Genomic DNA, 21,593 nt, shown 5'->3' with positions numbered 1-21,593 from the left:
CTGCCACACAGAAACGCCGGGCGGGTCGAGGATCAACTCCTCGACCCGCCCGGCGTTCTCGTGAAACGTCAGGAACCTCAGACCAGGTTCACCGAGCGGGCGGACGTCGCGCCGATCTCCTCGGCCACCTCCGCCAGCACGTTCGCCGCGACCGTGTCATCGACGGTCAGGACGGCCAGCGCCTCGCCGCCCGCGACCGACCGCGACACCTGCATACCGGCGATGTTGATCCCGGCCTCGCCGAAGACCCGGCCGACCGTGCCGACCACGCCCGGACGGTCCTCGTACCGCAGCACCACCATGTGGTCGGCGAGGGCGAGGTCGACGTCGTAGTCCCCGACCGCGACGATCTTCTGGAGGTTCTTGGGGCCGGCGAGCGTGCCGGAGACCGCGACCTCCTCGCCGCTGCCGAGCGTGCCGCGCACGGTGACGACGTTGCGGTGGTCGGCGGACTCCGAGCTGGTCGTCAGCCGCACCTCGACGCCGCGCTCCTGCGCGAACAGCGGGGCGTTGACGTACGACACGGTCTCGGCGACGACGTCCTCGAACACGCCCTTGAGCGCGGAGAGTTCGAGCACCTTGACGTCGTGCTGGGTGATCTCGCCGTAGACCTCGACGTCGAGGCGGACCGCGACCTCGCCCGCGAGCGCGGTGAAGATGCGGCCGAGCTTCTCGGCGAGCGGGAGGCCGGGCTTGACGTCCTCGGCGATGACGCCGCCCTGGACGTTCACCGCGTCGGGGACGAGCTCGCCGGCGAGCGCGAGGCGCACCGACTTGGCGACCGAGACACCGGCCTTCTCCTGGGCCTCGTCCGTGGAGGCGCCGAGGTGCGGGGTGGAGACGACCTGGTCGAACTCGAACAGCGGGGAGTCCGTGCAGGGCTCCTTCGCGTACACGTCGAGGCCGGCGCCGGCGACGCGGCCCTCCTTGAGCGCGGAGTACAGCGCCTCCTCGTCGACGATCCCGCCGCGCGCGGCGTTGACGATGCGGACGGTCGGCTTGACCTTGCGCAGCGCCTCGTCGCCGATCAGACCGACCGTCTCCGGGGTCTTGGGGAGGTGCACGGTGATGAAGTCGGAGACCTCGAGCAGCTCGTCCAGGGACAGGACCTTCACGCCCATCTGCGCGGCCCGTGCAGGCTGGACGTAGGGGTCGTAGGCCACGACCTTCATGCCGAACGCGGACATGCGCTGCGCGACCAGCGCGCCGATGCGGCCGAGGCCGACGACGCCGAGGGTCTTCTCGGCGAGCTCGACGCCCGTGTACTTGCTGCGCTTCCACTCGCCGTTCTTCAGCGCCGCGTTGGCCTGCGGGATGTGGCGGGCGGTCGCCAGCAGCAGACCGCAGGCGAGCTCGGCGGCGGTGACGATGTTCGAGGTGGGTGCGTTGACGACCATCACGCCGGCCTTGGTGGCGGCGGAGACGTCGACGTTGTCCAGGCCGACGCCGGCTCGTGCGACGACCTTCAACTTCCGTGCGGCGGCGACCGCTTCGGCGTCGACCTTGGTGGCCGAGCGAATCAGGATCGCGTCGACGTCGGCGATCGCGGGGAGCAGTTCGGCTCGGTCGGCGCCGTTGCAGTGCCGGATCTCGAAGTCCGGGCCGAGGGCGTCCACCGTCGCGGGCGACAGCTCTTCAGCGATGAGTACGACAGGTTTCGAGCTCACGTGAGTCCTCACAAGTCCATTGCGTGCGGACGGCCGTCCCGACGGCCGCAGGCGGTGGAGGCAGCGGCGCCGGGGAATGTCGGGTGCGCTCCCGCGTCGTTCGGTGCGTGCTCTCGGTGTGCCGGACGAAGGTTCTCGTAGCGGAGCTACCAGGGCCTTCGTCCGGTGCGGCGAGAGTGCGTGCCGGGCGGCGCGGGGGTGTGCCTGCCATTCCTCGGTGTCGCTATGGGGCCGCGTGGAGACGCACGACGCTGTGGGCCTGACGCGTATTAGTACGGCAGTGTAGTGGCGCGGCGAGGGGCGTCTTACGCCTCTGCGGAAGGATCACCCGTCCGTGGCTGGACGGGTTGGACAAAGGGGCCGGAGCGTTCGCTCCAGCCCCTGTGCCGCAGGACTTACGCCTCTTCGTCGACCCAGCTCATCAGCTTGCGGAGCTGCTTGCCGGTGGTCTCCAGCAGGGACTCGGAGTCCTTCTGCTTGTACTCGTTGTACTTCTTCAGGCCACCGTGGTACTCGGCCATCCACTCACGCGCGAACGTGCCGTCCTGGATCTCCGCGAGGACCTGCTTCATCGTGGCCTTGGTCTCGTCCGTGATGATCCGCGGACCGGTGACGTAGTCGCCCCACTCAGCGGTCTCGGAGATCGACCAGCGCATCTTCTCCAGGCCGCCCTCGTACATGAGGTCGACGATGAGCTTCAGCTCGTGCAGGCACTCGAAGTACGCGATCTCCGGCTGGTAACCGGCCTCGGTCAGCGTCTCGAAACCGGCCTTGACCAGCGCGGCCGTACCACCGCAGAGGACGGCCTGCTCACCGAACAGGTCGGTCTCGGTCTCCTCGGTGAAGGTCGTCTTGATGACGCCGGCGCGGGTACCGCCGATGCCCTTCGCGTACGACAGCGCGAGCGCGAAGCCGTTGCCGGTCGCGTCCTGCTCGACGGCCGCGATACACGGAACGCCGCGGCCCTCCTCGTACTGGCGGCGCACCAGGTGGCCCGGGCCCTTGGGGGCGACCATGCAGACGTCGACGCCGGCCGGCGGCTTGATGAAGTCGAAGCGGATGTTCAGGCCGTGGCCGAAGAACAGCGCGTCGCCGTCCTTGAGGTTGTCCTTGATGGACTCCTCGTAGACCTGGGCCTGGATCGGGTCCGGGACCAGGATCATGATGACGTCGGCCTCGGCGGCGGCCTCGGAGGGGGTCACCACGCGCAGGCCCTGCTCCTCGGCCTTCGCCTTGGACTTGGAGCCCTCGTGCAGACCGACCCGGACGTCGACACCCGAGTCACGGAGCGACAGCGCGTGGGCGTGGCCCTGGCTGCCGTAGCCGATGACCGCGACCTTGCGGCCCTGGATGATGGACAGGTCGGCGTCGGCGTCGTAGAACAGCTCGGCCACTTTGGGTTCTCTCCTTGGTGTGCAGGTGTTGCGTCCCACCGTATGACGGGGGGCGGAATCGAAGTCCGGGGGTCTCGGAATGCGGGCGGCCGGGGCCGCCCGCAGACGGTGCTACGCGGAGCGGTCGAGCGCGCGCAGTGAGCGGTCGGTGATGGAGCGGGCGCCGCGGCCGATGGCGATCGTGCCGGACTGGACCAGCTCCTTGATGCCGTACGGCTCCAGCATCTTGAGCATCGCGGACAGCTTGTCGCTGGAGCCGGTGGCCTCGACGGTGACGGCCTCCGGAGAGACGTCGACGGTCTTGGCGCGGAACAGCTGGACGATCTCGACGATCTGGGAGCGCGTCTCGTTGTCGGCGCGCACCTTCACCAGAACGAGTTCGCGCTGAACCGCGGAACCCGCCTCCAGTTCGACGATCTTCAGCACGTTGACGAGCTTGTTGAGCTGCTTGGTGACCTGTTCGAGCGGGAGTGCCTCGATCACGTTCACCACGATCGTGATGCGGGAGATGTCGGGGTGCTCGGTGACACCGACGGCGAGGGAGTCGATGTTGAAGCCGCGCCGCGAGAACAGGGCGGTGATCCGGGCGAGGACACCCGGCTTGTTCTCGACCAGGACCGAGAGCGTGTGCTTGGACATTTCTCTTTCGTCTCTCTCGCTCAGTCGTCTTCGTTGTCGCCGAAGTCGGGGCGGACGTCGCGGGCGAACATGACCTCGTCGTTCGAGGTGCCGGCGGCGACCATCGGCCACACCATGGCGTCCTCGTGGACGATGAAGTCGATCACGACGGGGCGGTCGTTGATGGAGTTCGCCTCCTCGATGACCTTGTCCAGGTCGTCGGGGGACTCGCAGCGGATCGCGTAACACCCCATCGCCTCCGCCAGCTTGACGAAGTCGGGGATGCGCGTGCCGGCGCTCGGCTGCTTGCCGTCCGCCTCCGGGCCGCTGTGCAGCACGGTGTTGGAGTAGCGCTGGTTGTAGAACAGGGTCTGCCACTGGCGGACCATGCCGAGGGCGCCGTTGTTGATGATGGCGACCTTGATCGGGATGTTGTTCAGGGCGCAGGTGGTGAGTTCCTGGTTGGTCATCTGGAAGCAGCCGTCGCCGTCGATCGCCCAGACCGTCCGGTCCGGGGCGCCGGCCTTGGCGCCCATGGCGGCCGGGACCGCGTAGCCCATGGTCCCGGCGCCGCCGGAGTTGAGCCAGGTCGCGGGCTTCTCGTACTGGATGTAGTGCGCGGCCCACATCTGGTGCTGGCCGACGCCCGCGGCGAAGATCGTTCCCTCCGGGGCGAGTTGGCCGATGCGCTCGATGACCTGCTGCGGGGAGAGCGAGCCGTTGTCGGGCTGCTCGTAGCCGAGCGGGTAGGTCTCGCGCCAGCGGTTGAGGTCGTTCCACCAGGCGCTGTAGTCGCCGGTGTGCCCTTCGCTGTGCTCCTTCTGGACGGCCTGGACGAGGTCGGCGATGACCTCGCGGGCGTCCCCGACGATCGGCACGTCGGCGGCGCGGTTCTTGCCGATCTCGGCCGGGTCGATGTCGGCGTGGACGATCTTCGCGAAGGGCGCGAAGCTGTCCAGCTTGCCGGTGACGCGGTCGTCGAAGCGGGCTCCGAGGGCGACGATCAGGTCGGCCTTCTGCAACGCGGTGACGGCGGTGACCGCACCGTGCATGCCCGGCATTCCCACGTGCAGCTCGTGACTGTCGGGGAATGCGCCGAGCGCCATCAGGGTGGTGGTGACGGGCGCTCCGGTGAGTTCTGCGAGGACCTTCAGCTCGGCGGTGGCGTGTGCCTTGAGGACACCGCCGCCGACGTAGAGGACGGGCCGCTTCGCGGAGGTGATCAGCTTGGCGGCCTCGCGGATCTGCTTGGCGTGCGGCTTGGTCACCGGGCGGTAGCCGGGCAGGTCCATGACCGGCGGCCAGGAGAAGGTGGTCTTGGCCTGGAGGATGTCCTTGGGGATGTCGACCAGGACCGGGCCGGGGCGGCCGGTGGAGGCGATGTGGAAGGCCTGGGCGATCGCCCGGGGGATGTCCTCCGCCTTGGTGACCAGGAAGCTGTGCTTGGTGATCGGCATGGTGATGCCGACGATGTCCGCCTCCTGGAAGGCGTCCGTGCCGATCGCGGCGGAGACGACCTGCCCGGTGATCGCGACCAGCGGCACGGAGTCCATGTTCGCGTCCGCGATGGGGGTGACCAGGTTGGTGGCGCCCGGCCCGGAAGTGGCCATGCACACCCCGACCTTGCCGGTGGCCTGCGCGTAACCGGTGGCCGCGTGGCCGGCGCCCTGCTCGTGGCGGACCAGCACGTGGCGCACTCGCGTGGAGTCCATCAGCGGGTCGTACGCCGGCAGGATGGTGCCCCCGGGGATGCCGAATACCGTGTCGGCCCCGACTTCCTCAAGAGAGCGGATGAGGGACTGCGCGCCCGTGACGTGCTCGGGGGCGGACTGCTGTCCTCCGGATCGGGGCCGCGGCTGCGGATGGGCCCCGGTGGCCTGCTCGGTCATCGTCATTCTCTTCTCGATGCTGAGGGTTTTTGCGAGGTTTGTGCGGGGTTCTACTGCTGCACGACTGGTGCCTGTGCAACAAAAAACCCCTCGTGCCGTGAGGCAAGCGAGGGGAGCGCGCCGGGTGCGGTCGCTGGGAGTTCCGGGTCCGTCCGGACGTCACCAGCTTCAGCCGACGCGCTTTCCAAGTACGAGAATTCGGGTGCGCATGGCAATGACCCTCCCCCCGGCACGCATCCACTGTCAAGTGGGTGGGACGGGAGTCTCATTATGTGAACGGAGGGCCGTTCCGCCACCGAAAACCGCGGGCACACCACTGGTGTACACCCCGGCGAACGCGGGTTCGGCCGGGCCGTGCGGCACCGGGTAGTTCCCGCGCGCCAGGGCCCGGCGCAGCCGGTACTCGTCGAGCGGCCCGGAGAAGGCCATGCCCTGTCCGTGCGTACAGCCCATCGCGCGCAGGGCGACCACCTGCTCCGGCAGATCGACCCCGTCGGCGACGGACTGGAGCCCGAGATCGCAGGCGATCCGCAGCAGCCCGCTGGTGATCTTGTGCAGCCGCGCGGACTCGACGACGCCCTCGACCAGACTGCGGTCCAGTTTCAGTACGTCGACGGGGAGCCGCCGGAGCGTCGTGATGGCCGCGTAGCCGCTCCCGAACCCGTCGAGGGCGATCCGGACGCCGAGCCGCCTGAGCGCGGTCAGCCGGCGCTCCAGCTCGTCCAGGGAGACCCGTGGATCGGTGTCGGACAGCTCGATCACCAGCGACCCCGACGGCAGCCCGTGCCGGGTCAGCAGCGCCTCGATGGAACCCAGCGGCATCGACCGGTCCAGCACCCGCCGCGCACTCATCCTGACGGCCACCGGCACGGCCAGCCCGGTCGCGGTCCGCTCGGCGGCCTGTTCCACGGCCTCCTCCAGCATCCAGCGCCCCAGCTCGGCGGTCTTGTCGCTGTCCTCGGCCACCCGCAGGAACTCGGCCGGCGTGAACAGCACCCCCTGCGAGGAGCGCCAGCGCGCCTGGGTGGACACCGACGCGATCCGGCCGTCCACCAGCGACACCACGGGCTGATGCAGCAGCGCGAACTCGCCGTCGTGCAGTGCGGCCCGCAGCCGCGTGGCCAGCTCCGCCTTCCGGACGACGTCCTGCTGCATCTGCGGTGCGTACAGCTCGACGCGGCCCTTGCCCGCGCCCTTGGCGCGGTACATCGCGAGGTCCGCGTTGCGCAGCAACTCCCCCGCGCCCAGGCCCGGTTCGGCGAAGGCGACGCCGATGGAGGCCGCGACGCGGACATCGTTGCCGTCGATGAGGTACGGCTGGGACAGGGTGATCCTCAGGCGGTCGGCGAGCTCCATGATGTGCCGCTCGCGGGCGGAGCGGTCCCGGGTGCCGTCGCCGACGATCAGGGCCGCGAACTCATCGCCTCCGAGCCGGGACGCGGTGTCGCCGTGCCGGACCGCCGACTGGAGCCGGTGGGCGGCCTGGACGAGGAGTTCGTCACCGGCCTGGTGGCCGATGGTGTCGTTGACGGCCTTGAAGCCGTCGAGGTCGATGAAGAGCACGGCCGTGCCCCGGTCGGTGGAGCGGCGGCCGGACAGGGCCTGCTGGACGCGCTTGGTGAACAGCGCGCGGTTGGGCAGGTCGGTGAGCGGGTCGTGCTCGGCGTTGTGCTGCAACTGCGCCTGGAGGCGCACCCGTTCGGTCACGTCCCGGCTGTTGAAGATCAGGCCGCCGTGGTGGCGGTTGACCGTCGACTCGACGTTGAGCCAGCCTCCCCCGCTCTCGGCTCCGCCCGAACGGGAGGCGCTTCCACCGCCGGAGCGGAAGCGGCATTCGATGCGGGTGGTGGGTTCGTCGAGGGGGTTGGCGGTGAGGAAGCGGCGCACCTCGTGCACCACACAGCCGAGGTCCTCCGGGTGGATCAGCGAGGCCAGCTCGGTGCCGACCAGCTCCTCCGCGTCCTTGCCGTAGACACCGGCCGCGGCCGGGGAGACGTAGCGGAGGATGCCGTTCGGAGCGGCGATCATGATGACGTCGCTGGAACCCTGCACCAGGGAGCGGAAGTGGTTCTCCTGCTGCGCCAGTTCCTGGGTGAGGGTGATGTTGTCGAGCAGCATGATGCCCTGGCGCACCACGAGGGCGAGCACCACGCAGCCCGCGGTGATGAGCACCACGCGGTCGGGGCTGCGGCCGTTGAGGACGTTGTAGAGAATCCCCAACGTGCAGACGGCGGCGGCGAGATACGGGGTGAGCGCGCCCAGCGAACTCGCGATGGGCCGGGTGGCCGGATAGCGACCGGGGTCGCCGCCGACCTGCTCGCCGCCCGGCGCGGAGACCTCCGGCACGGAGACCTGGGGGATGCCGACCCGCGGTCCCGGCCGGTGCTCGTGCACCACACGCGAGCGCCCCTCGTCCTCGGACCGGGTGTGCCGGGGCGCGGCCCAGGGGGCGTAGGCGAGGAGCAGCGAGCCGGCGAACCAGCCCGCGTCGAGCAACTGGCCCGAGTGGTAGCTGTTGTGGAGCAGCGGCGAGGTGAACAGGGCGTCGCACATCACCGTCAGGGCCAGCGCGCCGATCGCGGTGTTCACCGCGGTGCGGTTGACCGAGGAGCGCCGGAAGTGCAGCGCGAGCACCATGCTGACGAGCGCGATGTCGAGCAGCGGGTACGCCAGCGACAGCGCGGTGGAGGCCACGCTCGGCCCGTCGAACTTGGCGGCCTGGGCCAGCGCGAGGCTCCACGACAGCGTGAGCAGCGAGCCCCCGATCAGCCAGGCGTCGAGCGCCAGACAGACCCAACCGGCCTTCGTGACGGGCCTCTTGGCGAGCACCAGGAGCCCGACGATGGCGGGCGGCGCGAAGCACAGGAAGAACAGATCGGCGAAACTGAAGCGGGGCACGGTCTGATCGAGCACGACCTCGTACCACCCCCAGACGCCGTTGCCCAGTGCCGCCATCGTCGAGGAGAGCGAGAACAGCAGCCAGGCGGGTCGAAAGCGGACACGGCGGTTGCGCGCGTAGAGGAAACACGAGACGGCCGCGGTCCCGGCCGCAGCGCTGAGCCCGAAGTCGCCCATGATCGTGGCGACTTGGTGCGAGCCCCAGTCGAGCGCGGAACCGACGGTGTATCCCGCGCACACCAGGGCCAGGACGAGTTGCTGGACCAGGCTCCGCGCGCCGCCTGATCCCGGCCGGCACGGCTGCCGCGCTCCCGGCGAAGTCCGGTGCCGGAGCGCCCCGTTCAGGGTGGTCGTCGAAGACGGCGGGGAACTCACCGGCCCCACCCGGTCCGTGTCGCTCCCGGGTCCCGCGGGCACCGGTGCGCTGGATGAGCGTGCCTGCGGCGGCTGTTGGGCCTGCGGTGGTGAGGGCTGTGGCCGCCGTGATGTCCGCCGTGGCCGCCATGACCGCAGTGGCCCGCGTGCTGGCCGCGGCCGTGCGCGGCGGTGCGCCAGGGTCGCCGTCGGCGGCCCCGCCGCGTCGGATCGCTCGTCCATAGGCCGTGCATCGCCCGTCGCCCCCCTCACAGTCTGCAATGTCCATCCCCGGCGCCGAACGGTCCGCGGCGCAGCCCCTGCCGGGACGATACACCAGTCTCGTCACTCAGGGACATAGTTCCTCTACGCTCCGTGACGACCAGCGGAGATACGTACACACCCCGCTTCCGGAAGGTCGCGGAGGGTACCGGAAGCGGATGAACCCGTGCTGCGACTACTCCGCCGGCCCCGTCGTAAGGATCACGTTGCGCAGCGGCTCCTGGTTCACGAACCGTCCCAACTGGTCGGCGACCAGACGCTTCGCCCGCGGCAGGAACGCGGAGGTGGGCCCGCCGACGTGCGGACTGATCAGCACCCCCGGCGCATGCCACAACGGGTGCCCCGGAGGCAGGGGTTCGGGGTCGGTGACGTCCAACGCCGCGGTGATACGGCCGCTTTCCAGCTCCGCGAGCAGCGCCTTGGTGTCCACGACCGGACCGCGGGCCACGTTGACCAGCAGCGCCCCGTCCTTCATCCGGGCCAGGAACTCGGCGTCGACCAGGTGCCGGGTGGTCTCGTTGAGCGGCGTCGACAGGATGACGACGTCCGCTTCCGGGAGCAGGGCGGGCAGTTCGGCGAGCGGATGCACGGGCCCGCGCGCGGTGGTACGCGCGGAGCGCGCTACCCGCGCCACCCGCGTGAGCTCGAACGGAGTGAGCCGGTCCTCGATGGCGGACCCGATCGCCCCGTAGCCGACGATCAGCACGGACCGGTCGGCGAGCGCGGGGTGGAATCCGCCCAGCCAGCGCTCCTGTTGCTGTGCCCGCACGAACCCTGGGATGCCGCGCAGCGAGGCCAGGGTCAGCGCGAGCGCGAGTTCGGCGGTGCTCGCCTCGTGCACGCCCCGCGCGTTGCACAACCGCACACCCGGGGCGATCGACGACAGGCTCGCGGTCATGTCGTCGATCCCGGCGGTGAGCGTCTGGATGACCCGCAGGTTCCGCATCCGCTCCAGGGGCCGCGTCTTCACGGGCTGCCGCTTCATGTACGGCACGACGTAGAGGACGCAGTCCGCGGGATCGCCGGGGAACTCCTGGTCGCCGTCCTCACCCCCGTCCCAGAACAGGTAGTTGGGCCCCTCGGGGAGCCCTTCGATCTCCTCCGGCGGGATGGGCAGCCATACGTCGACAGTCATGCTCAGGAGGCTATGTCAGGGCCACGCGCGCGTAGAGGTTAGGTTGGGGTGCCGGAAGAGGGAGGGTCACGACCAGGTGGAGCGCAGGACGATCGGTGCGGGTGCGCTCGCTGTGGGGGCCGTCGGACTCGGCTGCATGCCGATGAACTGGGCGTACAGCGGGTCGCGGCGACGGGGTGACGAGTCGGTCAGGGCCGTGCACCGGGCGCTCGATCTGGGCGTGACGCTTCTGGACACCGCCGACATGTACGGCCCGTTCACCAACGAGCTGTTGTTGGGGCGGGTGTTGAAGGAGCGGCGCGCGGACGCGTTCGTGTCGACCAAGGTCGGCCTCCTGGTCGGCGAGCAGCACATCGTGGCCAACGGCCGCCCCGGCTACGTCAGACGGGCCTGTGACGCGTCACTGCGCCGCCTCCAGACGGACGTGATCGACCTCTACCAACTGCACCGCGCCGACCCCGAGGTCCCCGTCGAGGAGACCTGGGGTGCGATGGCGGACCTCGTACAGGCCGGAAAAGTACGGGCGTTGGGCTTCTGCGCGGTCGGCGCCCGCTCCGCCCGCCGCCCCGGGGCGCGCCTCCATGACGGAACGATCCGCCAACTCCGGCGCGTGCAACAGGTGTTCCCGGTGACGGCGGTACAGGCCGAACTGTCGGTGTGGTCCCCGGAGGCCCTGGACGAGCTGCTCCCGTGGTGCACGGCACGCGGCATCGGCTTCCTGGCCGCGATGCCCCTGGGCAACGGCTTCCTCACCGGCACCCTCACCCCGGGCGAGGGCTTCGAACCGGACGACGTCCGCGCCCGCCACCCCCGCTTCACCGCCGAGATGACCGCCGCCAACCAGCCCATCGTGGCCGGCCTGCGCCGCGTCGCCCGCCGCCACGGCCCGGAGGTGACCCCGGCCCAGATCGCCCTGGCGTGGGTGCTGGCCCAGGGAGCGCACGTGGTGGCGGTACCGGGCACCAAGCGGGAGCGGTGGGTGACGGAGAACGCCGGGGCGGCGGAGGTGCGGTTGACCTCGGAGGATCTGGCGGAGGTGGCGGGGTTGCCGGGGGCGCTGGGGTCTTGGGACTGAAGGGGGCACGGGGGGGCGGGGAGCTTCTCCTGCCTTGGGTGCAGGGCTTCTCCCGGTTCTCCGGGCCCGACGGCTCGATCGTGCGTCGGTGGGTGGTGATCGGGAACCTGGGAGGGGCGGGCGGAGTATGAAAAGGAGAACCGGCCACAGAGACCGGCCGTGAGTCCGCCGCCAGAACCCGCCGTATCCACGGGTGGGTACCCGCCCGTCGAAAGGACCTGATCGTGCAACGTCGAGTCGTGTCGGCCGCCCTGGCCGTGACCGCGCTCCTGCTGACGGGCGGCTGCTCCTCCGACGGTGGAGGGTCTCCGGGTGACGGCACGAGCGCGCCGTCCGGCGGCAGCGGTACGGCGACGGGGTCGGCGCCCTCCCGGCAGGCCACCGCGCAGACCCCGCCCGCGAAGGGCACGGTCAAGGTGCTGCGCACGGTCACCGAGGGCCTGAAGTCCCCGTGGGGCCTCGCCCCGCTGCCCGACGGGAACCTTCTCGTCTCCTCCCGCGACGACGGCACGATCACCCGGATCGCCGAGGCGACCGGCAGGAAGACCGAACTGGGCCAGGTCTCCGGGGTGTCCGCGGCCGGCGAGGGCGGCCTCCTCGGCATCGCGCTCTCCCCGGACTACGCCTCCGACCACATGATCTACGCGTACTTCACCACCGCCTCGGACAACCGCATCGCCCGCATGCTCTACGAACCCGAGAAGCCCGCCGGCGAGCAGCTCGGGGCGCCCGACACCGTCTTCAAGGGCATCCCCAAGGGCTACATCCACAACGGTGGCCGCATCGCCTTCGGCCCGGACGGCATGTTGTACGCGGGTACGGGCGAGAGCGGTCAGCGGGGCCTGGCCCAGGACAAGAAGTCCCTCGGCGGCAAGATCCTGCGGCTGACCCCGGAGGGCGATCCGGCACCGGGCAATCCGTTCCCGGACTCCGCGGTGTACACGTACGGCCACCGCAATGTGCAGGGCCTCGCCTGGGACCCCGAACAGCGCCTGTTCGCCTCGGAGTTCGGCCAGGACACCTGGGACGAGCTGAACGCGATCAAGCCGGGCGACGACTACGGCTGGCCGAACGCGGAGGGCAAGGGGAACAACCCGAAGTACCACAACCCGATCACCCAGTGGCACACCGACGACGCCTCCCCCAGCGGCATCGCCTACGCCGAGGACTCCATCTGGATGGCGAGCCTCAAGGGCCAACGCCTCTGGCGCATCCCCCTGGACGGCACCAGGACCTCCGCCGCCCCACAGGCCTTCCTCACCGGCGAGTACGGCCGCCTGCGCACGGTGGTCTCCGCCGGCGGCGACAAGCTGTGGCTCATGACCAGCAACACGGACGGCCGCGGCACGCCCAAGCCGGGCGACGACCGGATTCTGGAGATCCAGGTGTCGTAGCCACGGGAGGCGCGATCGCGCTGTGCCGGGTCCGGGCGAGGGAGCGACCCCGGACGACCGAGCAGACTCTCCGACGCCTGAACCGACTCGGGCTAGGACTCGGGGTCAGCAGCGGGCTCGGACCGGGGCCCAGCAACGGCCTCAGGTTCAGCAACGGCCTCGGGTTCAGCCGCGGACTCCGGCTCAGCAGCCGGCTCAGCCTCGGGCTCGACAGCAGGCTCGGCCTCGGGTTCGGGCAGGCGTACGACCACCCTGCCCGACTCCAGGTCTATCGGCCCTCGCCCGGGGTCTCCGTCGGCGACGTCGACTCTGGTCATCTCCAGGCGGTTGGCCTCGTCCTGGGTGTGCTTGCGGCCCGGTGAGAACAACTCCTCGAACATGTTGAACACGGCGCCTCCCCTGTGCCGGTCCCCTACAGCGTACGACTCATCCCGCGGAACGCACGGTGAGCGGGTCCGGCGGGAAGAGGCCCAGGCGGTGGGCGACGGCCGCGGCCTCTCCCCGGCCGGAGACGCCGAGCTTGCCGAGGATGTTCGAGACGTGGACGCTCGCGGTCTTCGGGGAGATGAAGAGTTCCTCGGCGATCTGCCGGTTGGTGCGGCCGGCGGAGACCAGCCGCAGGACGTCCCGCTCACGGCTGGTGAGGCCGAGCGCCTCGACGGGATCGGCGGGGACCGCTCTGCGCGCCGGGACCTTCGTGAGCGTCAGCCGGGCCCGCTGGGCGAGCAGGGCGACGGCGTCGGCGAGGGGGCGGGCGCCGAGGTGCTGGGCGACGGCTGCGGTGAGCCGGAGCAGTTCGGTGGCGCGATTCCGCTCGTCGTCGTCTCCGGCCGGGTCGGAGAGCAGGGTCTCGGCCAGGCGGTGGCGGACGCGGGCGAGGTCGTAGGGGCGGTCGAGGAGTTCGAAGGCGGCGACGGCCTCGGACCAGTCGTCCGGGGTGGCGCGGCCCTCGGCGTGCAGGAGTTCGGCGCGGAGCCAGCGCTCGTGGGCCTGCCAGACGGGGACGTTGGTGGCGACGGGCTTGGCGGCTTCCCGGATGCGCTCCAGGATCTTGGGGCGGCCGGGGTCGGCGAGGGCCAGCCCGACGGCCTGGGTCTCGGCGATGGCGGCGGTGACGAGCAGCGGCCAGGCGCCGAACTGGGTGCCGGGGCGGAAGCCGGAGTCCAGGACGCGTTCGAGGGTGGCGCGGGCGTCGAGGACGCGGCCCTCGGCGGCGGCGATCTGGATCTCGATCCGCTCCAGGGGCTGGTGGTGCTGGGGTGCCACGTCATGCGTACCGAAGTGCCGGCGGGCGGCGGCCAGTTGGCGGCCGGCCTCGGGTATGTCGCCGCGGGCCAGGGCGAGTTCGGCGTGGATCCGGGCGTGGAAGCCGCGGGGCTGGGCGCTCTGGCCGACCCGCTCGGCCTTGGTGGCGGCCTCGGCGGCCTCGGTCCAGCGGCCGAGGGTGAAGAGGGATTCGGCGAGGTTCCCCCAGATCCAGGCCTCTTTGTCGAACTGGCCGAACTTCCGGGCGAAGGCGAGCCCGGTCTCCAGGATGGGCACGGCCTCGCGGGAGCGGCCGACGGTCTCGAGGGAGGAGGGGAGGTTCACATAGCTGCGGCCGGCGACGACGGTGATGCCTTCGGCGACCGTGCGTTCGTTGACGTCGACGAGTTCGGCGAGGCCCGCCTCGACGTCGCCGGAGGCGACCATGAGCCCGGCCAGGGTGAGGCGGGCGTCCATCTCGATCTCGCGGGCGCCGACCATGTGCGCGTACTCGACAGCGCGCTCGGCGGCGACGTAGGCGTCGGGGCCCGGGACGTGGACCATGGACCAGCCGGCGACCTTGGCGAGCACCTCCGCGTGCACTTCGGAGGGCGGGAGTCCGCGGACGAGTTCCTGGGCGGCGGCGAGTTCCGGCCAGCCGTCACCGCGGGCCTGGGAGCGGACCAGGACGGAGCGCTGCACCCAGAACCAGGCGGCCCGCAGCGGGTCCTCCTCGTCCTCCAGGAGGTGCAGGGCCCGCTTGGTGATCTTCAGGGCGCGCTCGCGTTCCCCGCTCAGCCGTCCGGCGACGGCGGCCTCCGCCATCAGGTCGAGGTAGCGCAGGGGTGTGGTCTCGGGGTCGCAGCCGCAGGGAGGGTAGACCTCGGTGTAGTCGACGGGGCGCAGGCTCGCGCGTACGGCGTCGGGGACGGTGTCCCACAGCTCCATCGCCCGCTCCAGGAGCCGTAGTTGCTCGGAGTGGGCGTGCCGGCCGCGGGCGGCGACGGAGGCGTCCAGGACGGCGGGGAGGGCCTTGGCGGCGTCATGGGCGTGGTACCAGTAGCTCGCCAGGCGCATGACGCGCTGGTCGGCGGGGACGAGCGTCGGGTCGGCCTCCAGGACCTCGGCGTAGCGGCGGTTGATGCGGGAGCGCTCGCCGGGCAGCAGGTCGTCGCCGACGGCCTCGCGGACCAGGGAGTGGCGGAAGCGGTAGCCGTCGTCGCCGGGTGCGGCCTGGAGGATGTTGGCGCCGACGGCGGCCCGGAGCGCCTCGATGAGGTCGTCCTCGGCGAGCCCGGCGACGGCGGCGAGCAGGCGGTACTCGACGGTGGAGCCGCCCTCGGCGACGATCCGGGCGACCCGCTGGGCGCTCTCGGGGAGTGACTCGACCCGGACGAGGAGCAGGTCGCGCAGGGAGTCGGTGAGGCTGGAGCGGCAGCCGTCGTGGGCGGCGACGGCGAGTTCCTCGACGAAGAAGGCGTTGCCGTCGGAGCGTTCGAAGATCTCGTCGACCTGGGCGGGGTCCGGTTCGGCTGCGCGGATGCCGGCGATCTGGCGGCCGACCTCCTGCCGGTTGAAGCGGCTCAGCTCGATCCGGCGGACGGTGCGGAGCCGGTCGAGTTCGGCGAGCAGGGGGCGCAGCGGATGGCGGCGGTGGATGTCGTCGGCGCGGTAGGTGGCGAGGACGAGGAGGCGGCCGGTGCGCAGGGTGCGGAAGAGGTAGGCGAGGAGGTGGCGGGTGGAGGCGTCGGCCCAGTGCAGGTCCTCCAGGGCGACGACGACCGTGCGGTCGGCGGCGACGCGCTCCAGGAGGCGCGCGGTGAGTTCGAAGAGGCGGGCCATGCCCTCCTCGTCGTGCCGGCGGGTCCGCTGAAGGGTGGCCGTCTCGGCCAACTCGGGGAGCAGTCGGGCGAGTTCCTCCTCCTGGCCGGATGCCGCCGCCGTCAGCTCCTCGGGCAGCGCGCGGCGCAGGGCGCGCAGGGCGGTGGAGAACGGGGCGAAGGGCAGTCCGTCGGCGCCGATCTCGACGCAGCCGCCGAGGGCGACGACGGCGCCCTGCCGGCAGGCGGCGGTGGCGAACTCCTCGACGAGCCGGGTCTTGCCGACGCCGGCCTCGCCGCCCAGCAGCAACGCCTGCGGCTCGCCCGCGGCGGCGCGGGCGAGCGCTTCGTTCAGCGTGTCCAGTTCATCGGCGCGGCCGACGAAGACGGGACTGACGGACCTGGTCTCCACGGCCCCGAGCATGTCACGCGGCTCTGACAACGCGGCACCGGTTTTCGGCAGGGCGCCCGACGGGAGGGCGACCGCGGACAGGAGAGCGCCGCCGCCCTCCCGTGCCGGACCGTTCACCACGCGCGGGCGAACAGGTGCCTGCGGGGGCGTTCGGTATGCACCTCGCTCTCGGCGGCCTGCCGGGCCTGCTCGCGGCGGGCGGCGCGGGCGCCGCGCAGGGCCTCGCGGGCCAGCCGCTCGTCCGCGGCCTCGCGGCGCAGCTCGGCGGAACGGATCTGGTGGAGTTCGTACTCGTACATCTGAAGTCCCTTGGAAGAGGCGGTTTTTCGGCTTCGCTTTCTGCGATGCCCCTACCTTCGTCTCCCAGGGGGGTCCGCCACATCGGGAGAGTTCCGCATCTTGCGGCGGCGGGCGGGCCTTAGACGCACGTAAGGGGCCTCAGGCTCTTCGTAAGGTGCTTACGAAGAGCCTGAGGCCCCTGATGACGTGCGGTGACGTGTTCCGGTCGTCAGCTGGCCGACGGCAGGCTGAGCAGGACGTCGGTGTACTTGAGGACGGCCAGGAGCAGTCCTACGACACCGAGGGCGACGCCCGCCCACGCGACCGACTTGATCCACGTGGCCTGCGGCTTGCCCGGGGTGCCGAACGCGGGCCGGATGAGGGCCCCGACACCGACGAGCGCGGCGACCAGGGCGAAGATGCCGGCCCACAGCGCGGTGGTGTGCCAGGCGTCGCCGTAGACCTCCTTGATCTGGGTGCCCACGCTCGCGGTGGAGGCGGTGTGGAGCTGGCCCACGAGGGTCTCGCGGGCGGCGGCGACGCTGCCGATCCAGCCGCCGGAGAGGGAGATGAAGCCGAGCGCGGCGGAGACGACCGCCGCGGCGCCCTGGCCGACGCCGGTGGGGCCCTCCTCCTGGTGGAGCTTCGCGAGCTCGGCCGCGTACTCCTCCTCGGTGAGGTCGTCCTCGGTCTCGGCGTTCTCCGCCTGGTGATCCGCCTCCCGCGCGGTCACTTCGTCGTCGGTCTTGGTGACGTCGACGGTCTCCGCGTCGCTCTTCACCTCGGTGGCCTCGTTCGCGGCCTCGTCAACAGTCTTGGTACCCATGCTGCGCACGGTAGGGGTGAAGTCTGAGAAGTTCCTTAATGATCGCTGTGTGAGACACGCGCGCGTGCCTCGCGCCACTCGGGTGCGAGCACGGACCACACCTCGATGTCGTGCCGTACGCCTCCGTGGGCGTGTGACTCGCGCAGGACCGCGTCCCTGGTCATGCCCATGCGGCGCGCGACATTCAGGCTCTTCTCATTCCCCGCGGCGGCGTGCCATTCGACGCGGTGGATTCCCCGCCGCTCGATCGCGAAGTCGATGAGAACCGGCATCGCGCGGGTGATCAGCCCGCGCCCGGCGGCGGCGGGTTCCAGCCAGCAGCCGACCTCGCAGTTGCCCTGGTCGGCGTGGAAGTTCAGGAAGAGGACCCCGCCGACGAGCTTTCCGTCGAGCCAGATGCCGTGCAGGGACGCCTCGTCGGCGGCGCGGAGGTCGGCGTAGCGCTGGAGCATGGCCCGCGCGGAGTCGGCGTCCGTCGCCTTGGAGCCGAAGGTGATGAACTGCCCGATGAACTCGCGGCCGCGGTCCAGGTGGGCGAGGAACTCCTCGGCGTGCCACGGCTCCAGGGGACGCAGTTCGGCTCCGTCGTCACCCAGGGGTATCGCGTACATCCTGCTCCTGCTCCTTCGCCAGGACGTCCGCCACCTCGGCGTCCGTCGCGGCGGCCAGCCTCTCATGGGCGGCGCGGCACTCGGGGGGCTCGATGCTGATGCGGGGCAGGACGCGGTCGAGGCGGCGGGGCAGCCACCAGTTGGCACCGCCCAGGAGGTGCATGAGGGCGGGCACCAGGAGGGTGCGCAGCACGAAGGCGTCCAGGGCGACGGCGGACGCGAGCGCGATGCCGAACATGGCGATCACGCGGTCGCCGCTGAGCACGAAGGCGAGGAAGACCGAGATCATGATGACGGCGGCCGAGTTGATCACCCGGCTGGTCTCGGCGAGGCCGACGCGGACGGCGCGGCGGTTGTCGCCGGTTTCCAGCCATTCCTCGTACATCCGGCTGACCAGGAAGACCTGGTAGTCCATGGAGAGCCCGAAGAGGACCGACACCATGATCACGGGGAGGAAGGGTTCGATGGGCCCGGCGCGTCCCAGGCCGAGGAACTCGCTCCCCCAGCCCCACTGGAAGATCGCGACGACGACCCCGAAGGCGGCGGCCACGGCGGCGATGTTCATCGCGGCGGCCTTGAGCGGGATGCCGATCGACCGGAAGGCGAGCAGGAGCAGCACACAGCCGAGCGAGATGACGACCCCGACGAACAGCGGGAGCTTGCCGACGATGACGTCGGCGAAGTCGTCGTAGCCGGCCGTCACGCCGCCGACGTGGATGTCGAGGGAGGTGCCGGTCTCGGCCCGGGGCAGGACCTCGGTGCGCAGCCTGTCGACGAGGTCGCTGGTGCGCTGGGACTGCGGTGCGGAGTCCGGTACGACGCTGAAGTACCCGGTGGAGCCGGTGCTGTCGTAGGTCACCGGGGTCACGGAGGCGACGCCCTCGGTGGTGCGGAGGGTGGCGTCGAGGTTGTCGAGGGTGAGCTTGTCCTCGGCGCCGTCGATCCTGGTGACGAGGGTGAGCGGGCCGTTGATGCCGGGGCCGAAGCCTCCCCCACTCTTCGAGCGGGAGGTGCCCCCGGCGAGGAGGTCGTAGGCCTGGCGGGTGGTCGATGTCTTGGGGTCGTTGCCCTGGTCGGAGGTGCCCAGGTGGAGCGAGAGGGTCGGCAGGGCGAGGACGGCCATGACGATCAGGGCGAGGGTGCCGAGGAGTTTGGGCCGGCGCTCGACGAACGCGGACCAGCGGGCGGCGAGGCCGGTGGGCAGCTCCGGCTGGGGCCCGTGCTCGGCCAGCCTGCGCCGTTCGCGGCGGCTGAGGGCGCGGGGGCCGATGAGGGACAGCAGGGCCGGGAGAAGCGTCACGGAGGCCGCGACGGTGAGCACCACGGTCAGCGAGGCGGCGATCGCGACCCCGTTGAGGAAGCCGAGGCGCAGGATCAGCATCCCCAGGAGGGCGATGCACACCGTGGCGCCCGCGAAGACGACCGCGCGGCCGGTGGTGACGACCGCGTTGGTGACCGCCTCGGTGACGGACAGCCCGCGTTTCAGCCCGCGCCGGTGCCGGGTCACGATGAACAGGGCGTAGTCGATGCCGACGCCGAGCCCGATCAGCATGCCGAGCATGGGCGCGAAGTCGGCGACGGTCATCATGTGCCCGAGCAGGACGATCGCCCCGTACGCGGTGCCGACGCTCACCAGGGCGGTGCCGATGGGCAGGAGGGACGCGGCGAGCGAGCCGAAGGCGAGGAACAGCACGAGGGCGGCGACCACGACCCCGACGATCTCGGCGGTGTGCCCGCTCGACGACTCGGTGAGCGCGATGGCGCTGCCGCCCAGCTCGACCTGGAGCCCGCCTGTCCGGGCGGCCTTGGCCGCGCTCACGACCGCCTGCGCCTCCGCCTTGTCGATGTCCTCGGCCTGGTGCGCGAAGGTGACGGTCGCGTACGCGGTGCGTCCGTCGGCGCTGATCCGGCCCGCGCCCTGGCCGTCGTAGGGGCTGACCACGGAGGCGATCCCGGGCAGGTTGGCGATCCTGTCCAGGGCCTCGGTCATGGTCTGTTCGACGTCGGCGGCGCGGACGGAGCCGGGGGAGGTGCGCCAGACGACGGTGTCGCTGTCGCCGCCGAGCCCCGGGAAGCTCTCCTTGAGCAGTTGGGTGGCGCGGCCCGACTCGGTGCCGGGGGCCTCGTAGTCGTTCGAGTACGCCGAGCCGGTGACCGCGGCGGCCGCGGTGACCCCGCCGAACGCGACGAGCCACAGCAGGACGGCGACGAGGCGGTGCCGAACACACCAGTGTGCAAGGGCTGCCACGAACGTGCTCCCGGGGATGGTGATTTGTGGATCTTTGACCGGGAGAATTCGTTCAAGGGATGAACAGCCCGCAAAGAACGCATGAGCAGTACGAGGCCCACTCTTGCAGCAGAAAATGATCGTTTACGACGTTCGTGCGCTCCATCACGGGAGTGGGAGCCAGATCACAGGACAGTAACGGCAACTCTGTAGCCCTGGCTGCCGCCTTGGGCACCGCCTCAGTCGAACTGGTCGCCCAGTGCCATCACCATCGCCCCGACGACCAGCAGCCACAGCGCCCGCCTGGTACGGCCCCTGGACCCGAGCACGGACGCGAGCCCGCACACCGCGGCGCCGAGGGCATAGGCGGCCGGGACGAGCGCCGGCGCGGACCCGCTCGCCCGCAGCGCCGCCGCGGCCACCCCGGCGAGGGCCAGCACGGCCCCGGTCAGCGCGGCCGTCCAGCGGGCCCGGCGCGCGTCCAGCGCCGCGTCCTCGGCGTCCGGCGTCTCGGAATCCCCGCGTCCGTCCATGGCGGGCGGGGGCAGCGCCTCCGCCCGAGAAACCTGATGCGCGGCCAACCGACGCCCTCCACAATCTCGTTGCTTCCTCACAGCAACCTACGCAGAACCGGAGGACCCCGTTCACCGATGTCCGACACCGGCCTGACCACGCGCCTGACCCATCCCGACTACCCGCGCAGCAACACCTACGACGCCCGCTGGACCATCGAGAACCAGATGGGCCCGCACGCCCTGTGGCTCCTGGAATGGGTGGCCCCGGCCCTCGGCCTGGACACCCTGCCGCCGGGCGCCCGTGTCCTGGACCTGGGCTGCGGACGCGCCATGACCTCGGTCTTCCTCGCCAAGGAGTACGGCCTCCAGGTCACCGCCGCCGACCTGTGGGTGAAACCGGACGAGAACGCCGTACGGATCGCCGAGGCAGGTGTCTCCGACCGTGTGCTCCCCCTCCGGGTGGAGGCGCACGACATCCCCTTCGGGGAGGGCACGTTCGACGCGATCGTGTCGATCGACGCCTATCAGTACTTCGGCACCGCCGACCTCTATCTGCCCACCCTGACACGGCTGTTGAAGCCGGGTGGCCGGATCGGGGTCGTCATGCCCGCCCTCCGGGAGGAACTGGCGGGCGACGCACCCCCGGAGCACCTCAGGCCCTTCTGGGACCCCGGCTTCTGGGCGTTCCACTCCCCCGCCTGGTGGCGCCGCCACTGGATCCGCGGCGGCACCGTGGAGGTCGAGACGGCCGACTGGCAGCCCGACGGCTGGAAGGACTGGCTGCTGTGGAGCGAGGTGTGCGCCGAGGAGAGTCCGTACACGTGGATGGCGGACATGGCCCGTGACTCGGTGGAACTGGTGAAGGCCGACCAGGGGCGGCTCCTCGGCTTCACCCGGGTCGTGGGCCGCCGGGTGTGACGGGAACGGCCCCGGAGAGCGAGTCTCCGGGGCC

16 protein-coding genes are annotated in these 21,593 nt (G+C 71.0%); 3 read left to right on the top strand and 13 right to left on the bottom strand.

All coding sequences use genetic code 11. The annotated features are described in order from the left end of the window. Positions 1-77: 77 nt before the first annotated feature. The 6 genes from serA to ACIRB1_RS38690 form a co-directional block, all read right to left on the bottom strand. Positions 78-1,667 carry a phosphoglycerate dehydrogenase gene (serA, locus tag ACIRB1_RS38715; protein WP_352182342.1) on the bottom strand — a complete coding sequence of 530 codons (1,590 nt, stop codon included), beginning with the start codon at positions 1,665-1,667 and terminating at the stop codon, positions 78-80. A 395-nt stretch (positions 1,668-2,062) separates the two neighbouring features. Beyond that, positions 2,063-3,061 (bottom strand): ketol-acid reductoisomerase, encoded by a 999-nt coding sequence (gene ilvC / locus ACIRB1_RS38710; RefSeq protein ID WP_352182343.1) that lies wholly within the window; start codon positions 3,059-3,061, stop codon positions 2,063-2,065. A gap of 111 nt (positions 3,062-3,172) precedes the next feature. After that, positions 3,173-3,700 (bottom strand): acetolactate synthase small subunit, encoded by a 528-nt coding sequence (gene ilvN / locus ACIRB1_RS38705; protein ID WP_019058577.1) that lies wholly within the window; start codon positions 3,698-3,700, stop codon positions 3,173-3,175. A 20-nt stretch (positions 3,701-3,720) separates the two neighbouring features. Further along, on the bottom strand, positions 3,721-5,568 hold the full coding sequence (locus tag ACIRB1_RS38700) for an acetolactate synthase large subunit (RefSeq protein WP_403468825.1): 1,848 nt from the start codon (positions 5,566-5,568) through the stop codon (positions 3,721-3,723). Positions 5,569-5,811: 243 nt separating this feature from the next. Then, entirely contained in the window at positions 5,812-8,841 is a 3,030-nt protein-coding gene (locus ACIRB1_RS38695; RefSeq protein ID WP_403468824.1) for a putative bifunctional diguanylate cyclase/phosphodiesterase, read from the bottom strand. Positions 8,842-9,277: 436 nt separating this feature from the next. Continuing rightward, entirely contained in the window at positions 9,278-10,237 is a 960-nt protein-coding gene (locus tag ACIRB1_RS38690; protein WP_403468823.1) for a 2-hydroxyacid dehydrogenase, read from the bottom strand. A 76-nt stretch (positions 10,238-10,313) separates the two neighbouring features. Here ACIRB1_RS38690 and ACIRB1_RS38685 point away from each other — a divergent pair, with 76 nt between their 5' ends. Next, the gene (locus ACIRB1_RS38685) at positions 10,314-11,312 is read left to right on the top strand and encodes an aldo/keto reductase (RefSeq protein ID WP_403468822.1); all 999 of its coding nucleotides are present in this window, start codon (positions 10,314-10,316) and stop codon (positions 11,310-11,312) included. Positions 11,313-11,530: 218 nt separating this feature from the next. After that, positions 11,531-12,706, top strand: a complete 1,176-nt coding sequence (locus ACIRB1_RS38680; protein ID WP_403468875.1) for a PQQ-dependent sugar dehydrogenase — start codon at positions 11,531-11,533, stop codon at positions 12,704-12,706. Positions 12,707-12,798: 92 nt separating this feature from the next. On the opposite strand, the gene ACIRB1_RS38675 is transcribed toward ACIRB1_RS38680, so the two are convergent. From ACIRB1_RS38675 to ACIRB1_RS38645, 7 genes are all read right to left on the bottom strand, one after another. Next, positions 12,799-13,086, bottom strand: coding sequence for a DUF6191 domain-containing protein (locus ACIRB1_RS38675; protein WP_403468874.1), 288 nt, complete (start codon positions 13,084-13,086; stop codon positions 12,799-12,801). A 46-nt stretch (positions 13,087-13,132) separates the two neighbouring features. Further along, on the bottom strand, positions 13,133-16,195 hold the full coding sequence (locus ACIRB1_RS38670; protein ID WP_403468873.1) for an AAA family ATPase: 3,063 nt from the start codon (positions 16,193-16,195) through the stop codon (positions 13,133-13,135). A 101-nt stretch (positions 16,196-16,296) separates the two neighbouring features. Then, complete coding sequence (locus tag ACIRB1_RS38665) at positions 16,297-16,482, bottom strand: hypothetical protein (RefSeq protein ID WP_403468821.1); 186 nt, start codon at positions 16,480-16,482, stop codon at positions 16,297-16,299. Positions 16,483-16,691: 209 nt separating this feature from the next. Next, positions 16,692-17,288 carry a hypothetical protein gene (locus ACIRB1_RS38660; protein ID WP_403468820.1) on the bottom strand — a complete coding sequence of 199 codons (597 nt, stop codon included), beginning with the start codon at positions 17,286-17,288 and terminating at the stop codon, positions 16,692-16,694. Positions 17,289-17,323: 35 nt separating this feature from the next. Further along, the gene (locus ACIRB1_RS38655; protein WP_403468819.1) at positions 17,324-17,899 is read right to left on the bottom strand and encodes a GNAT family N-acetyltransferase; all 576 of its coding nucleotides are present in this window, start codon (positions 17,897-17,899) and stop codon (positions 17,324-17,326) included. Continuing rightward, positions 17,877-20,147 carry an MMPL family transporter gene (locus tag ACIRB1_RS38650; RefSeq protein WP_403468818.1) on the bottom strand — a complete coding sequence of 757 codons (2,271 nt, stop codon included), beginning with the start codon at positions 20,145-20,147 and terminating at the stop codon, positions 17,877-17,879. Before ACIRB1_RS38650 ends, ACIRB1_RS38655 begins: the two co-directional genes overlap by 23 nt. Before the next feature lie 218 nt (positions 20,148-20,365). Continuing rightward, on the bottom strand, positions 20,366-20,659 hold the full coding sequence (locus ACIRB1_RS38645; RefSeq protein ID WP_403468872.1) for a hypothetical protein: 294 nt from the start codon (positions 20,657-20,659) through the stop codon (positions 20,366-20,368). 117 nt (positions 20,660-20,776) lie between these two features. On the opposite strand from ACIRB1_RS38645, the gene ACIRB1_RS38640 reads away from it, so the two are divergent. Further along, complete coding sequence (locus ACIRB1_RS38640; RefSeq protein WP_403468817.1) at positions 20,777-21,559, top strand: SAM-dependent methyltransferase; 783 nt, start codon at positions 20,777-20,779, stop codon at positions 21,557-21,559. Positions 21,560-21,593 lie beyond the last annotated feature (34 nt).

The sequence above is a fragment of the Streptomyces sp. NPDC096013 genome (assembly GCF_044763565.1).
Classification (GTDB): domain Bacteria; phylum Actinomycetota; class Actinomycetes; order Streptomycetales; family Streptomycetaceae; genus Streptomyces.
The sequence above is the reverse complement of the archived record's forward strand: the minus strand, read 5'-3'. Positions and strand labels throughout refer to the sequence as shown.